Source organism: Pseudomonas sp. GW821-FHT05H12 (genome assembly GCF_059419385.1).
In genome coordinates this window covers 1-13,659 of record NZ_JBWKRS010000003.1, presented here as the reverse complement: position 1 = coordinate 13,659, position 13,659 = coordinate 1, and the positions used below count along the sequence as shown (strand labels likewise).

The 13,659-nt window shown below is 60.7% G+C and carries 13 protein-coding genes; 9 read left to right on the top strand and 4 right to left on the bottom strand.

The genetic code is table 11. The annotated features are described in order from the left end of the window. Positions 1-15 precede the first annotated feature (15 nt). The 3 genes from AC07SU_RS03315 to AC07SU_RS03305 all read right to left on the bottom strand — a co-directional run bounded on the left by AC07SU_RS03315 (position 16) and on the right by AC07SU_RS03305 (position 2,791). The gene (locus tag AC07SU_RS03315) at positions 16-366 is read right to left on the bottom strand and encodes a hypothetical protein (RefSeq protein ID WP_176996720.1); all 351 of its coding nucleotides are present in this window, start codon (positions 364-366) and stop codon (positions 16-18) included. A 219-nt stretch (positions 367-585) separates the two neighbouring features. Beyond that, positions 586-1,776: a methionine adenosyltransferase gene (gene metK / locus AC07SU_RS03310; protein ID WP_176996719.1), complete on the bottom strand. Its 1,191-nt coding sequence runs from the start codon at positions 1,774-1,776 to the stop codon at positions 586-588. A gap of 19 nt (positions 1,777-1,795) precedes the next feature. Next, positions 1,796-2,791, bottom strand: a complete 996-nt coding sequence (locus AC07SU_RS03305) for an ArsR/SmtB family transcription factor (RefSeq protein ID WP_494996197.1) — start codon at positions 2,789-2,791, stop codon at positions 1,796-1,798. A gap of 259 nt (positions 2,792-3,050) precedes the next feature. On the opposite strand from AC07SU_RS03305, the gene tkt reads away from it, so the two are divergent. The 6 genes from tkt to fba all read left to right on the top strand — a co-directional run bounded on the left by tkt (position 3,051) and on the right by fba (position 9,396). Then, positions 3,051-5,048: a transketolase gene (gene tkt, locus AC07SU_RS03300; protein WP_176996717.1), complete on the top strand. Its 1,998-nt coding sequence runs from the start codon at positions 3,051-3,053 to the stop codon at positions 5,046-5,048. Between the two features lie 138 nt (positions 5,049-5,186). Continuing rightward, positions 5,187-6,242, top strand: a complete 1,056-nt coding sequence (epd, locus tag AC07SU_RS03295; protein WP_494996196.1) for an erythrose-4-phosphate dehydrogenase — start codon at positions 5,187-5,189, stop codon at positions 6,240-6,242. 17 nt (positions 6,243-6,259) lie between these two features. Next, on the top strand, positions 6,260-7,423 hold the full coding sequence (locus AC07SU_RS03290) for a phosphoglycerate kinase (protein WP_010207155.1): 1,164 nt from the start codon (positions 6,260-6,262) through the stop codon (positions 7,421-7,423). A 29-nt stretch (positions 7,424-7,452) separates the two neighbouring features. Next, a complete protein-coding gene (locus AC07SU_RS03285) occupies positions 7,453-7,683 on the top strand; it encodes a hypothetical protein (protein WP_176996715.1) in 231 nt (76 codons plus the stop codon). Positions 7,684-7,730: 47 nt separating this feature from the next. Further along, positions 7,731-8,066, top strand: a complete 336-nt coding sequence (locus AC07SU_RS03280) for an MliC family protein (RefSeq protein WP_122488822.1) — start codon at positions 7,731-7,733, stop codon at positions 8,064-8,066. 265 nt (positions 8,067-8,331) lie between these two features. Continuing rightward, positions 8,332-9,396, top strand: a complete 1,065-nt coding sequence (gene fba / locus AC07SU_RS03275) for a class II fructose-bisphosphate aldolase (RefSeq protein ID WP_003177554.1) — start codon at positions 8,332-8,334, stop codon at positions 9,394-9,396. A 161-nt stretch (positions 9,397-9,557) separates the two neighbouring features. On the opposite strand, the gene AC07SU_RS03270 is transcribed toward fba, so the two are convergent. After that, positions 9,558-10,223, bottom strand: coding sequence for a polysaccharide lyase family 7 protein (locus tag AC07SU_RS03270; RefSeq protein WP_176996709.1), 666 nt, complete (start codon positions 10,221-10,223; stop codon positions 9,558-9,560). A 307-nt stretch (positions 10,224-10,530) separates the two neighbouring features. Here AC07SU_RS03270 and AC07SU_RS03265 point away from each other — a divergent pair, with 307 nt between their 5' ends. Genes AC07SU_RS03265 through AC07SU_RS03255 form a run of 3 tightly spaced genes read left to right on the top strand, consistent with a single transcriptional unit; the run spans position 10,531 to position 13,493 of the window. Further along, on the top strand, positions 10,531-12,636 hold the full coding sequence (locus AC07SU_RS03265) for a putative bifunctional diguanylate cyclase/phosphodiesterase (RefSeq protein ID WP_494996195.1): 2,106 nt from the start codon (positions 10,531-10,533) through the stop codon (positions 12,634-12,636). A 41-nt stretch (positions 12,637-12,677) separates the two neighbouring features. Next, positions 12,678-13,178: a M48 metallopeptidase family protein gene (locus AC07SU_RS03260; protein ID WP_176996707.1), complete on the top strand. Its 501-nt coding sequence runs from the start codon at positions 12,678-12,680 to the stop codon at positions 13,176-13,178. 18 nt (positions 13,179-13,196) lie between these two features. Further along, on the top strand, positions 13,197-13,493 hold the full coding sequence (locus AC07SU_RS03255) for a winged helix-turn-helix domain-containing protein (protein ID WP_178920092.1): 297 nt from the start codon (positions 13,197-13,199) through the stop codon (positions 13,491-13,493). Positions 13,494-13,659: the final 166 nt, after the last annotated feature.

The window sequence follows — 13,659 nt, the reverse complement described above, 5'->3', positions numbered from 1 at the left end:
ACCGGGTGTTTCTACTTACTTGAACAGACCGCCCAAGGCTTTCACCGGGTCGGCTTTATCGGCCTTGGCTTCCTGTGTTTGCGGCTTGGCGTCGGCTTTGGCCTGGGTCTCAGCGAGTTTGTTGCAACCTTTGTTGATCTGGTCTTGAGCGGCTTTGAAGGCTTTCTCTTTGAGATCGTCCTTGGCGGCCTTGGCAGCATCGATCTTGGCTTGCAGGTCGTTGGCTTGTTGCTGGCAATCGCCGGAATTGCTCACGCCCAGTTTGGACGTCAGGGCACCACCCAGGGCGCTCAGGTCGGCAGCATGGGCCGGCAGGGCGAACAGGCTGAGCAGAAGGGCGGCAGGGGCGAGTGTGGAAATACGCATGAAAACCTCAATGTTCGATTGCCCGCGCGCGTGTCTATCCCGGGCTGGCGCAGGGCAATATCCAAATAAGGTGAAGGGCCCGAGAGGGCGCGGATTCTAGAGGGCCATTATTTGGCCTGCAAGTATTGGATCCAAAAAACGTGAAGGTCGTCCCGTAAACGCCAGCCATAAAAAAGCCCTGCCGGGACAACCCGGCAGGGCTCTGTGTGCCGCGAGCGATTACAGGCCGGCAGCAGTGCGCAGGTCGTTGGCGCGGTCAGTTTTTTCCCACGTGAAGGTGGTGAAGGTGTCGTCGCCGACAGTCTTCTGCGCAGGGGTACGACCGAAGTGGCCGTAGGCTGCGGTTTCCTGATACATCGGGTGCAGCAGGTCGAGCATGGTGGTGATGGCGTAAGGGCGCAGGTCGAAGATCTCACGCACCAGCTTCACGATCTTGTCGTCGCTGATCTTGCCGGTGCCGAAGGTGTTCAGCGAGATCGACGTAGGCTGGGCCACACCGATGGCGTAGGAAACCTGGATCTCGCAACGCTCGGCCAGGCCGGCCGCCACGATGTTCTTGGCCACATAACGACCGGCGTAGGCAGCGGAACGGTCAACCTTGGATGGATCTTTACCCGAGAATGCGCCACCGCCGTGACGGGCCATGCCGCCGTAGCTGTCGACGATGATCTTGCGACCGGTCAGGCCGCAGTCGCCCACCGGGCCACCGATAATGAACTGGCCAGTCGGGTTGATGTGGAACTGAGTGTCCTTGGTCAGCAGCTCGGCAGGCAGTACGTGCTTGACGATCAACTCCATCACGCCTTCACGCAGGTCGGCGTAGGAAACGTCCGGGTTGTGCTGGGTCGACAGTACGACGGCGTCGATACCGACAACCTTGCCACCTTCGTAACGGCAGGTCACCTGGGACTTGGCGTCCGGGCGCAACCATGGCAGCAGGCCGGCTTTGCGGGCTTCGGCTTGCCGTTGCACAAGCTGGTGCGAGAAGGTGATCGGTGCTGGCATCAGCACGTCGGTTTCGTTGCTGGCATAGCCGAACATCAGGCCTTGGTCGCCGGCGCCCTGATCTTCAGGCTTGGCACGGTCCACACCTTGGTTGATGTCGGGGGACTGCTTGCCGATGATGTTCATCACGCCGCAGGTCGCGCCGTCGAAGCCGACGTCGGAGCTGGTGTAGCCGATGTCGGTGATCACGTCACGAACGATCTGCTCCAGGTCAACCCAGGCCGACGTGGTGACTTCACCCGCGATGATCGCTACACCGGTTTTCACCAGAGTCTCGCACGCCACACGGGCGAACTTGTCTTCAGCAATGATGGCGTCCAGCACCGCGTCAGAAATCTGGTCGGCGATTTTGTCCGGATGCCCTTCAGACACGGACTCGGAGGTGAAAAGGGAGTATTCGCTCATCTCGATGTTTTCCTGATATTTACCGATGGTGAGTGTCGCCAGCCGGTCGCTGAAAGTGGCGGACCTGGATCTGGAAACCATTACGTAAACCTACATAGAGGCTTTCCCCGGGAACGAGTCCCGCAGCGGTGGCCCAACGGGCCAAATCGTCCTGTTCAAAACCCAACCAGAGATCACCGCAGGCCTCCTTGGCCCAATTCTGGTTGTGGCTGCATAAATCCGTAACCAGCAGGCTACCGCCAGGGTGCAGCAACCCGGCCATTTGCTTGAGGGCGTCGGCCGGTGCGGCGAAATGGTGCAAGACCATGTTCAGCACCACGCAGTCGGCCCGCAGGCTGGTGTCATTGAGCGCGTCGGCCAACTGCAGGCTGACGTTGCCCAGTGCTTCGCGCTCGCACAGCTGGCGCGCCAGTTCGAGCATCGCCGGGCTGTTGTCGAGTGCCGTGACCTGTTGGAAGCGCCGCGCCAGTTCGGGCAGGAAACCGCCGTCGCCGGGGCCGACTTCCAGCGCCGTCGCCTCATCACTGAAGCTCAGCTTGTCCAGCAGCGCCAGTACGCTTTCGCGGTACTGGGGCAGGCCGGCAATCAGGTCCTGCTGGGCGCGAAACTTCTCAGCGACCCGTGAGAAAAAGTCCTGGCTGGCGGCAGCCCGTTGCCCGTGGACCTGGCCGATGCGCGACTGTACGTCGGTGGGCAGGCTCAAGTTATCCACTTCTTCGAGCAGGGCGGTATGCAGCTTGCCGCCCAGCAGATCGGTGTGGGGCAGGGCGCGGCGGTAGAAAATCGCATTGCCTTCGCGGCGGGTGGCCACCAGGTCGGCCTGGGCCAGTACCTTCAAATGGTGGCTCATGCCGGACTGGCCGATGGCGAAGATCTGCGCCAGTTCCAGTACGCCGAACGAGTCGTTGGCCAGTGCGCGCAAGACGTTCAGGCGCAACGGATCACCAGCGGCCTTGCATAAGGCTGCCAGCTCTTCGCCATCGTCGGGACGCAGGGAGGGCACAGGTAGGTTCATAAGGCCAGCAGTCTAGTGACGGGTGGAAATCCCTGCAAGGCCAATATCAAAAAGTTTTGATATTGATCGATAAGTGGCGGTTATAAGCAGCCGCTATAGCCTTTAGACGAACCGGTGACCGGTTTCTGCAGACGAATGCCGCCCAAAGCACAGGAAAAACACCCTCAAGTGACTATCTGTCATTGCCCGCAGGCGGTGGCTGAGGGAAAATGCGGGTCCTTTTTTCCGTTTCTTTTCAGCAAACCCCAGGAGATCAGCGATGCCCAGCCGTCGTGAGCGTGCCAACGCTATTCGTGCCCTCAGCATGGATGCCGTGCAAAAAGCCAACAGCGGCCATCCAGGTGCCCCAATGGGCATGGCGGATATCGCCGAAGTACTTTGGCGTGACTACCTGAAACACAACCCGAGCAACCCATCGTTTGCCGACCGTGACCGCTTCGTGCTGTCCAACGGCCACGGCTCGATGCTGATCTACTCGCTGCTGCACCTGACCGGCTACGACGTCACCATCGACGACCTCAAGAGCTTCCGCCAGCTGCACAGCCGCACCCCGGGCCACCCGGAATTCGGCTACACCCCAGGCGTCGAGACCACCACCGGTCCCCTGGGCCAAGGCCTGGCCAACGCCGTTGGTTTCGCGCTGGCTGAAAAAGTCCTGGGCGCGCAGTTCAACCGCCCTGGCCACGACATCGTCGACCACCACACCTACGTGTTCCTGGGTGATGGCTGCATGATGGAAGGTATTTCCCATGAAGTCGCTTCCCTGGCCGGCACCCTGGGCCTGGGCAAGCTGATTGCCTTCTACGATGACAACGGCATCTCCATCGACGGCGAAGTCGAAGGCTGGTTCACCGATGACACCCCCAAGCGTTTCGAAGCCTACAACTGGCAAGTGATCCGCAACGTCGACGGCCACGATCCGGAAGAGATCAAGACCGCCATCGACACCGCCCGCAAGAGCGAGCAGCCGACCCTGATCTGCTGCAAGACCACCATCGGTTTCGGTTCGCCGAACAAGCAAGGTAAAGAAGACTGCCACGGCGCCCCATTGGGTGACGCGGAAATCGCCCTGACCCGTGAAGCCCTGAAGTGGAACCATGGCCCGTTCGAAATCCCGGCTGATATCTACGCCGAGTGGAGCGCCAAGGAAAAAGGCCTGGCGACCGAAGCCGAGTGGGACCAGCGTTTCGCTGCCTACTCCGCTGAATTCCCAGAACTTGCCAACGAGCTGGTTCGCCGTCTTGCCGGTGACCTGCCTGCCGACTTCTCGGAAAAAGCCTCGGCCTACATCGCCGAAGTCGCAGCCAAGGGCGAGACCATCGCCAGCCGTAAAGCCAGCCAGAACACCCTGAACGCCTTTGGCCCGTTACTGCCTGAGATCCTCGGTGGTTCGGCTGACCTGGCCGGTTCCAACCTGACCCTGTGGAAAGGCTGCAAAGGTGTGTCGGCTGAAGACGCCAGCGGCAACTACATGTACTACGGTGTACGTGAGTTCGGCATGAGCGCCATCATGAACGGCGTTTCCCTGCACGGTGGCCTGGTGCCTTACGGCGCGACCTTCCTGATGTTCATGGAATACGCCCGTAACGCGGTACGTATGGCGGCGCTGATGAAGAAGCGTGTAATCCATGTGTACACCCACGACTCCATCGGCCTGGGCGAAGACGGCCCGACGCACCAGCCGGTCGAGCAACTGACCAGCCTGCGCACCACGCCGAACCTGGACACCTGGCGCCCAGCCGACGCGGTGGAATCCGCCGTGGCCTGGAAGCACGCCATCGAGCGCAAGGACGGCCCTTCGGCGCTGATCTTCTCGCGTCAGAACCTGCAACACCAAGTGCGTACCGACGCGCAGATCGCCGATATCAGCCGTGGTGGTTATGTGCTCAAGGACTGCGCGGGCGAGCCGGAGCTGATCCTGATCTCCACCGGTTCCGAAGTGGGCCTGACCGTTCAGGCCTACGACAAGCTGACCGAGCAAGGCCGCAAGGTGCGTGTTGTTTCGATGCCGTGCACCAGCGTGTTCGAAGCCCAGGACGCCGGCTACAAGCAATCGGTACTGCCACTGCAAGTCGGCGCGCGTATCGCCATCGAAGCGGCTCACGCCGACTACTGGTACAAGTACGTGGGCCTGGAAGGCCGCGTGATCGGCATGACCACCTACGGTGAGTCGGCGCCGGCGCCAGCATTGTTCGAAGAGTTCGGCTTCACCCTGGAAAACATCCTGGGTCAGGCTGAAGAGCTGCTGGAAGACTAAGTCAGTCTGCGTTGTCTGTACTGGCGCTATCGCGGGCAAGCCCGCTCCCACATTTGGATCGCGGTCTAATGTGGGAGCGGGCTTGCCCGCGATGGCGTCCGAACATTCAACACCGAACTAACCTTGATCGAGAACCCCATGCCTCAACCGCGTCCCTACAAAGTTGCACTCAACGGCTACGGCCGCATTGGTCGTTGCGTCTTGCGTGCTCTGTTCGAGCGAGGGGCGGCGGCCGGGTTTGAAATTGTGGCGATCAACGATCTGGCCGACATGGCCAGCATCGAATACCTGACACGCTTTGACTCCACCCATGGCCGGTTCCCAGGCGAAGTGCGGGTCGAGGGTGATTGTCTGCACATTAATGGCAACTGCGTGCAGGTGTTGCGCAGTGCCACCCCCGAAGGCATCGATTGGAAAGCACTGGGCGTCGACCTGGTGCTGGAGTGTTCCGGTGTCTATCACACCCGTGCCGATGGCCAGCGTTTTCTCGACGCCGGCGCGCCGCGTGTGCTGTTTTCCCAGCCGATGGCCAGCGAGGCGGATGTCGACGCCACCATCGTCTATGGCATCAACCAGGATTGCATGACCGGTGATGAGCTGCTGGTGTCCAACGCCTCCTGCACCACCAACTGCAGCGTGCCGCTGTTGCGTCTGCTGGATCAGGCGATCGGCCTGGATTACGTGTCGATCACCACGATTCACTCGGCGATGAACGACCAGCCGGTGATCGATGCCTATCACCATGAAGACCTGCGCCGTACGCGTTCGGCGTTCCAGTCCGTGATTCCGGTGTCCACCGGCCTGGCTCGCGGTATCGAAAGATTGTTACCGGAACTTGCCGGGCGAATCCAGGCCAAAGCCGTACGGGTGCCGACGGTGAACGTGTCCTGCCTGGACATCACCATGCAAACCGTCAGCGATACTGATGCGACGGAGGTCAACCGGATCCTGCGCGACGCCGCCACCAGCGGCCCGCTCAAAGGCTTATTGGCCTATACCGAGTTGCCCCACGCCAGTTGTGATTTCAACCATGACCCGCATTCGGCGATTGTCGATGCCAGCCAGACCCGCGTTTCCGGCCCGAGGCTGGTGAACATCCTGGCCTGGTTCGACAACGAATGGGGTTTTGCCAACCGCATGCTGGATGTTGCGGAACATTATCTGCACATCGCCTCTAAACAACCTCAACAGTAATTCAGGAACTGCGACCCATGACCGTGTTGAAGATGACCGACCTCGATCTGCAAGGTAAGCGCGTACTGATTCGCGAAGACCTCAACGTCCCCGTCAAGGACGGTGTTGTCGCCAGCGATGCGCGAATCCTGGCCTCGCTGCCGACCATCAAGCTGGCCCTGGAAAAAGGCGCGGCCGTCATGGTCTGCTCCCACCTGGGTCGTCCGACCGAAGGTGAGTTCTCCGCTGAAAACAGCCTTAAGCCCGTAGCCGATTACCTCAGCAAAGCCCTGGGCCGCGACGTGCCGCTGGTGGCTGACTACCTGGGTGGCGTCGACGTCAAAGCCGGCGATATCGTGCTGTTCGAGAATGTGCGCTTCAACAAGGGCGAGAAAAAGAACAGCGACGAACTGGCCCAGCAATACGCTGCGCTGTGCGACGTGTTCGTGATGGACGCCTTTGGTACTGCCCACCGCGCTGAAGGTTCGACCCACGGCGTGGCCAAGTTCGCCAAGGTTGCAGCTGCCGGCCCATTGCTGGCCGCTGAACTGGATGCACTGGGCAAGGCCCTGGGCGCTCCGGCCCAGCCGATGGCCGCCATCGTGGCTGGCTCCAAGGTGTCCACCAAGCTGGACGTGCTCAACAGCCTGAGCCAGATCTGCAACCAGTTGATCGTCGGTGGCGGCATCGCCAACACCTTCCTGGCCGCAGCCGGCCACCCGGTGGGCAAATCCCTGTACGAGCCGGACCTGCTGGACACTGCCCGCGCCATTGCCGCTAAAGTCAGCGTGCCGTTGCCGGTGGACGTGGTCGTCGCCAAGGAATTCGCCGAAAGCGCTGAAGCCACCGTCAAGCTGATCGCTGACGTGGCCGCCGACGACATGATCCTGGACATCGGCCCGCAAACCGCTGCCAATTTCGCCGAACTGCTGAAAGCCTCCCAGACCATCCTGTGGAACGGCCCAGTGGGCGTGTTCGAATTCGACCAGTTCGGCAACGGCACCAAAGTGCTGGCCAAGGCCATCGCTGAAAGCTCGGCATTCTCCATCGCGGGCGGTGGCGACACCCTGGCGGCCATCGATAAATATGGCGTTGCTGACCAGATCTCCTACATTTCTACCGGTGGCGGCGCATTCCTCGAGTTCGTCGAAGGCAAAGTACTGCCGGCCGTTGAAGTGCTGGAAACTCGAGCCAAAGGCTAAGGCTCGTGATCCGGAAAAGGAGTATTCCCATGATCAAGTCGTTGGCACTGGTGATCGCAGCGGGCCTGTTGGCCGGCTGCGGCAGCACGCCAAGCGCGGCCCCGGAGGCGGGTAACCCTGCGCCGGGGCAGCCGAAAAAAAGCTGCTACCAGGCGGACTGGCAGGCGGAGACCATGCCGGTGATCAACAAGCGCATCGGCAACGAGCGCTTGGAGAAATACGACGCCGCGCCCAACGGTCAGGAACAGGGTTGCCCTTGACGGGTCTGATCAACTGGCGGCTGTGGGCCGCCCTACGAGGATTGGCAATGAAAGGCGTTTTCGCCCTGGCAGCCCTGGCCCTGTTGGCCGGCTGCAGCAGCATGAACATGTTCAACAGCAAGGCCGAGCCTGCCGACAAGTGGACCACCTGGACCTGCGACAGCAAGGCTGAGGTCAACTGGCGCTTTGCTAATCAGGCTAAATCCGAGGTGGACGTACGCCTCGGCGGTTCCGACCAGGTTTATCGCCTTAAACAGGACGTCGCCGCTTCGGGCGTGCTGTACGCCAACGACCAACTGGCGTTTCACACAAAAGGTGAGGAAGGCCTGGTTTACTGGGTAGCCACCGACGATCTGATCGGCCGTGGTTGCAAAGCCCAGTAGTGGGATCAATGAAGATCAAATGTGGGAGCGGGCTTGCCCGCGATTGCGGTGGGTCAGCCACTGAAGATGTCGGGAGGTAAGTCGCCATCGCAGGCAAGCCAGCTCCCACATGATTCGGTTCCAGATTGGAATTTGAGTCGAGCCCAGTTGCAATAACGATTCAGCAGGCCAAGGCCCAACCCCTTGATCTGCAATAACTTGAATAGCAGCCCCCGCTACGGCAGGCTTGCACGATTAACGACCCTCGACCGGGAGAGACAACACAATGGCACTTATCAGCATGCGTCAAATGCTGGACCACGCAGCCGAGTTCGGCTACGGCGTCCCAGCCTTTAACGTCAACAACCTTGAGCAGATGCGCGCCATCATGGAAGCCGCTGACAAGACTGACTCCCCCGTGATCGTCCAGGCTTCGGCCGGTGCGCGCAAATACGCTGGCGCGCCGTTCCTGCGTCACCTGATCCTCGCGGCCATCGAAGAATTCCCGCACATCCCGGTGTGCATGCACCAGGACCACGGCACCAGCCCTGACGTGTGCCAGCGCTCCATCCAACTGGGCTTCAGCTCGGTCATGATGGACGGCTCCCTCGGCGAAGACGGCAAGACCCCAACCGACTACGAGTACAACGTACGCGTGACCCAACAAACCGTCGCCATGGCCCACGCCTGCGGCGTGTCGGTTGAAGGCGAGCTGGGCTGCCTGGGTTCGCTTGAAACCGGCATGGCCGGCGAAGAAGACGGCATCGGCGCCGAAGGCGTGCTGGATCACAGCCAAATGCTGACCGACCCGGAAGAAGCCGCTGACTTCGTGAAAAAGACCCAAGTCGACGCCCTGGCCATCGCCATCGGCACCAGCCACGGCGCCTACAAGTTCACCAAGCCACCGACCGGCGACGTGCTCGCCATCGACCGCATCAAGGAAATCCACAAACGCATCCCGAACACCCACCTGGTGATGCACGGTTCTTCCTCGGTCCCGCAAGAGTGGCTGGCGATCATCAACCAGTACGGTGGCGACATCAAAGAAACCTACGGCGTACCGGTTGAAGAAATCGTCGAAGGCATCAAGTACGGCGTGCGCAAGGTCAACATCGATACCGACCTGCGCCTGGCGTCCACTGGTGCGATGCGTCGCCTGATGGCCACCAACCCGAGCGAGTTTGATCCGCGTAAGTTCTTTGGTGCGACTGTGACGGCAATGCGTGACGTGTGTATCGCGCGTTATGAAGCGTTTGGTACTGCGGGTAATGCTTCGAAGATCAAGCCGATCTCGTTGGAAGCGATGTACCAGCGGTATTTGAAAGGTGAGTTGAACGCTAAGGTGAACTGAGCCTTAGACGTTTAAAATGAAGCCCGCAGTGATGCGGGCTTTTTTGTGCCTGCCTTTGTAGGAGCTGGCTTGCCGGCGATCGTGGGCTACCAGTTAACATGCCTGTGACTGACACGCCGCCATCGCCGGCAAGCCGGCTCCTACAGGTATTGAGGCCGCTTTCACTCGTGATCAATATCCAATTTGGCAAACGTCACCCGCGCGCCCTCCTTGCTGTTCCCGCTATTGTCCTGCACATACACCCCCGCCTTGAAATACAACTGCTTGGCGCCCCAGGCTGCACCAATACGCTCATTCCACTCCCCGTCGGCGGCATACACACTGAGCAGTCCGGCTTTGTTCAGGTTGATCACGTAAGTGAAGCTTTTCTCCAACGGCACATTCGACGCCACGATGATCACCCGCCCTTCGTCCTCATCCGGGCGCATGCGCACTTTGGCGACGATGTTGCCGGTCTGGGTCTTTTCCTTGAACTGGTACTCCAATTTGATCAGCGGCTTCTGGCTGTCATAGGCATGGATCTGGCCAATGACGACCTTGCCGGTGGAGGGCACTTGATTGACCGCCAAGGTGGCGCGCAGGAAGTTGTCGGCATCCGGGTAGGTCCAGTTGCGCAGGCGCCCATCGGCGTAGGTCTCGCGCAGTTCACTGCGGGGGTAGATGGCGTTCTCGGTGCGGCTGCCGGTCACCGGGGTCCAGAATTGCACGTTGCTGCCTTCGGCCTGGAAATACTGGTCTTTGAAGCCGCTGAGCAGTTTCGGGGTGTCGATGGTCGCCGGGGGCGAGCCGACCGGAATGCTCAGGTTCCAGGTAGAGAGGTCGATCATGGCGTTGGCCTTTTACAGAGGGTGAAAGCTTTAGCCCGGGGGCTCACAGGTTCTTTATAGGCGCTGGCGGCTCACTTGTTAAACGGTCGATGGCGATTTATTGGCGTCAACGGAATGCCAAAAAGCCATGTTTCCCGTGAATCGGGGCTTGCAGGGGCTGACCGTTAGTCGGCTTCCTGAGCTTTGGATCAATGATGGCACCCGTGTCACTTCTGATTTTCGGGAACCGGGGCTAGAGTGAGGCCTCAGCGTTTGTCCGGTTTTTCTCTCAGAAATGACCGGAAGCTCCCCAAGGAAGAGACGTAGCATGGATGGCGCCCCACACCACGGCGATGGCGGTTCGGTTCTTCTGGTGGTCGATGACTACCCGGAAAACCTGATCAGCATGCGCGCGCTTTTGCACCGGGAAGACTGGCAGGTCGTCACCGCCAGCTCCGGGGTGGAGGCGTTGGAGTTGCTACTGGCGCACGAAGTCGACTTGGTACTGCTGGATGTGATGATGCCCGGCATGGACGGCTTTGAAGTCGCACGGTTGATGCGCGGCAGCCAGCGCACGCGCATGACGCCAATCATTTTCCTCAGTGCCCATGCGCAATCACCGTCTGCGGTACTGGAAGGCTATGCCAGCGGCGCCATCGACTACCTGCTCAAACCCTTCGACCCCAATATTCTCAAGCCCAAGGTCCAGGCTTTGCTGGAGCACCAGCGCAACCGCCGCGCGCTGCAACGCCTGAGCCATGACCTGGAATCCGCCCGCGCCTTTAATGCCTCGGTGTTGGACAACGCCGCCGAAGGCATCCTGGTGGTGAGTGAAGAGGGCGTGATCGAGTACGCCAACCCGGCGATCTCGCGCCTGCTCAACGCGACGCTCCAGGAGCTGCAAGGTCGGGAGTTCCTGGGCTTCCTGCAAAAACCCCATGTGCCCGTGTGGCTGGAGTCGCAGATGATGGCCGGGTACCGCAAGGGCGAGACCTGGCGTTTGCACGACGCCATTTTGCGTACCGATCGCGGCCAGCAGGTGCCGGTGGCCATGTCTTGTGCATCGCTACCGGCCGAGCGCAAGGCAATGGTAGTGACGGTGTTGGACATGTCTGAGGTGCGCCACCTGCACCAGCAACTGGAGTTCCAGGCGGTCACCGACCCGCTGACCGGGCTGTTGAACCGTCGAGGGTTCTACCAGGCCGTGGAAAACACCTTGTTACGCAGCGAGCGGAGCGAACAGTCCCTGGTCTTGCTGTACCTGGACCTCGATGGTTTCAAGCGGGTCAATGATTCGCTGGGCCATGACGCCGGTGACCGGGTGCTGCGCTGGGTGTCGGAGCAGTTGCAAAGCTGCCTGCGCTCTTATGATGTGCTGGGGCGCATGGGCGGCGACGAATTCACCGCGTTGCTGGAACTTGAGTTCCCGGAGCAGGCGGCCAAGATTGCGGAAAAACTGATCGAACGGGTGTCGGTGTGCCAGCAAGTTGAGGGGCTGGACGTGATGCTTGGGGTCAGTATTGGCATCGCCACGTTCCCGGATTGCGGCTCGGACTTGAACGGCCTGCTGCGGGCCGCTGACATTGCCATGTACGAGGCCAAGCGGGCGGGGCGTCAGCAGTATCGCTATTACGATCAGGAAATGAACGGTCGTGCCCGTTCGCGCCTGATGCTCGAAGACAGTGTGCGCACGGCCATCCAGAACAAGGAATTCACCCTGGTGTATCAGCCGCAGGTGTCCCTGGAGGATGGGCGTTTGCGCGGCGTCGAAGCGCTGTTGCGCTGGCAGCACCCCAGCGTCGGCGATGTACCGCCCGGTCTGTTTCTACCGCTGCTGGAAGAGGCACGCCTGATCAGCCAGCTCAGTGCGTGGATCTACCAGCAGGTCGCGGCCCAGCGCCAGGCCTGGCAAGCCAGCTTTGACAGCGAGCTGGTGCTGAGCGTGAGCCTGAGCAGCAGCCAGTTCAACATGCCCAACCTGGCCAACCAACTGCAGCAGGTGCTCGAACGACATGGGTTGCAGGGTCGGCAGCTGGAGGTGGAAATCAGTGAAGACAGCCTGATGAGCAACCTCGAAGAGTCGACCAAACAGCTGCGGCTGCTGCGCCAGATCGGCGTGCGGATCGCCTTGGATGACTTCGGTTGCGGCCACTGCTCCCTGGCCCATTTGCGCGACCTGGAGTTCGATACCCTCAAGCTGGACCCGCGACTGGTGGCGCGCTTGCCGGCCTCGGCGCGGGATGCGGCGTTGGCGCGCAGCATTATTGAGTTGTGTGGGCATTTTGATGTGCTGGTGGTGGCCGAGGGCGTCGAGACGCTGGAGCAATCCCAGTGGCTCAACGCCAACGGTTGCCCATTTATCCAGGGGCCGCTGGCGGCGCAGCCGCTGATGGCAGAGGAAGTGGCGGGCTGGTCGTCCCCGCGCTTGCGCTGAATTCGCTACACTGGCGCCATTCCAACCCTGTTGCAGACCCCATGACCGTCCTGAAATACCTCCAGGCCTATCCCGCCGCGCTCCAGGAGCAGGTGCGCCAGCTGATCGCCAAGGACCAGTTGGGCGACTACCTGGAAAAACGCTACCCCGAGCGCCACGCCGTGCAGAGCGACAAGGCCCTGTACGCCTATGCGCTGGCCTTGAAGCAGGAACATCTGCGCAACGCGCCGGCCATCGACAAAGTACTGTTTGACAACCGCCTGGACCTGACCCACCGCGCCCTCGGCCTGCACACCACGATTTCACGGGTGCAGGGCGGCAATCTGAAAGCCAAGAAGGAGATTCGCATCGCCTCGCTGTTCAAAGAGGCCGCGCCGGAATTCTTGCGCATGATCGTGGTGCACGAACTGGCGCACTTCAAGGAATCGGACCACAACAAGGCGTTCTACAAACTCTGCGACTACATGATGCCGGGCTACCATCAGGTGGAATTCGACCTGCGGGTGTACCTCACGTATCGCGACCTGCAGGGCAAACCCTGACCGCACAAGGCGACCACCATGGATGTGAGCAAGACCAAGAGTAGCTTCTACCGCCGCCTGTACGTGGCCTACCTGATCGACAGCGGGCTGGCCAGCAGCGTGCCTGCGCTGACCGACGTGACCGGCATGCCCCGGCGCACCGCGCAGGACACCATTGCGGCGTTGGCCGACCTGGATATCGTGTGTGAGTTCGAACAGGAAGACGGCGCCCGCAACCATGCGGGGCACTATCGGATTCGCAGCTGGGGGGCGATTGATCGGGGGTGGATTGAGGCGAATCTGGCTTCGGTGAAGCAGGTGTTGGGGTATCCCTGAAGCTCGGTGTTGATCGTACTGGCGCCATCGCTGGCAAGCCAGCTCCTACATTGGATCGGATTTGCACGGTCAACATGTGGGAGCTGGCTTGAACTGGCCTAATGATTTTGGACACTTCAATCGGGCGCTATGATGGCGCCCAAATCTGAGGTGTTTGGGTATGCGT

What these genes read in the sequence shown, in the direction of transcription:
- AC07SU_RS03315 (WP_176996720.1), bottom strand. Translation starts at nt 366, where the DNA reads ATGCGTATTTCCACACTCGCCCCTGCCGCCCTTCTGCTCAGCCTGTTC.
- metK (WP_176996719.1), bottom strand. Translation starts at nt 1,776, where the DNA reads ATGAGCGAATACTCCCTTTTCACCTCCGAGTCCGTGTCTGAAGGGCAT.
- AC07SU_RS03305 (WP_494996197.1), bottom strand. Translation starts at nt 2,791, where the DNA reads ATGAACCTACCTGTGCCCTCCCTGCGTCCCGACGATGGCGAAGAGCTG.
- tkt (WP_176996717.1), top strand. Translation starts at nt 3,051, where the DNA reads ATGCCCAGCCGTCGTGAGCGTGCCAACGCTATTCGTGCCCTCAGCATG.
- epd (WP_494996196.1), top strand. Translation starts at nt 5,187, where the DNA reads ATGCCTCAACCGCGTCCCTACAAAGTTGCACTCAACGGCTACGGCCGC.
- AC07SU_RS03290 (WP_010207155.1), top strand. Translation starts at nt 6,260, where the DNA reads ATGACCGTGTTGAAGATGACCGACCTCGATCTGCAAGGTAAGCGCGTA.
- AC07SU_RS03285 (WP_176996715.1), top strand. Translation starts at nt 7,453, where the DNA reads ATGATCAAGTCGTTGGCACTGGTGATCGCAGCGGGCCTGTTGGCCGGC.
- AC07SU_RS03280 (WP_122488822.1), top strand. Translation starts at nt 7,731, where the DNA reads ATGAAAGGCGTTTTCGCCCTGGCAGCCCTGGCCCTGTTGGCCGGCTGC.
- fba (WP_003177554.1), top strand. Translation starts at nt 8,332, where the DNA reads ATGGCACTTATCAGCATGCGTCAAATGCTGGACCACGCAGCCGAGTTC.
- AC07SU_RS03270 (WP_176996709.1), bottom strand. Translation starts at nt 10,223, where the DNA reads ATGATCGACCTCTCTACCTGGAACCTGAGCATTCCGGTCGGCTCGCCC.
- AC07SU_RS03265 (WP_494996195.1), top strand. Translation starts at nt 10,531, where the DNA reads ATGGATGGCGCCCCACACCACGGCGATGGCGGTTCGGTTCTTCTGGTG.
- AC07SU_RS03260 (WP_176996707.1), top strand. Translation starts at nt 12,678, where the DNA reads ATGACCGTCCTGAAATACCTCCAGGCCTATCCCGCCGCGCTCCAGGAG.
- AC07SU_RS03255 (WP_178920092.1), top strand. Translation starts at nt 13,197, where the DNA reads ATGGATGTGAGCAAGACCAAGAGTAGCTTCTACCGCCGCCTGTACGTG.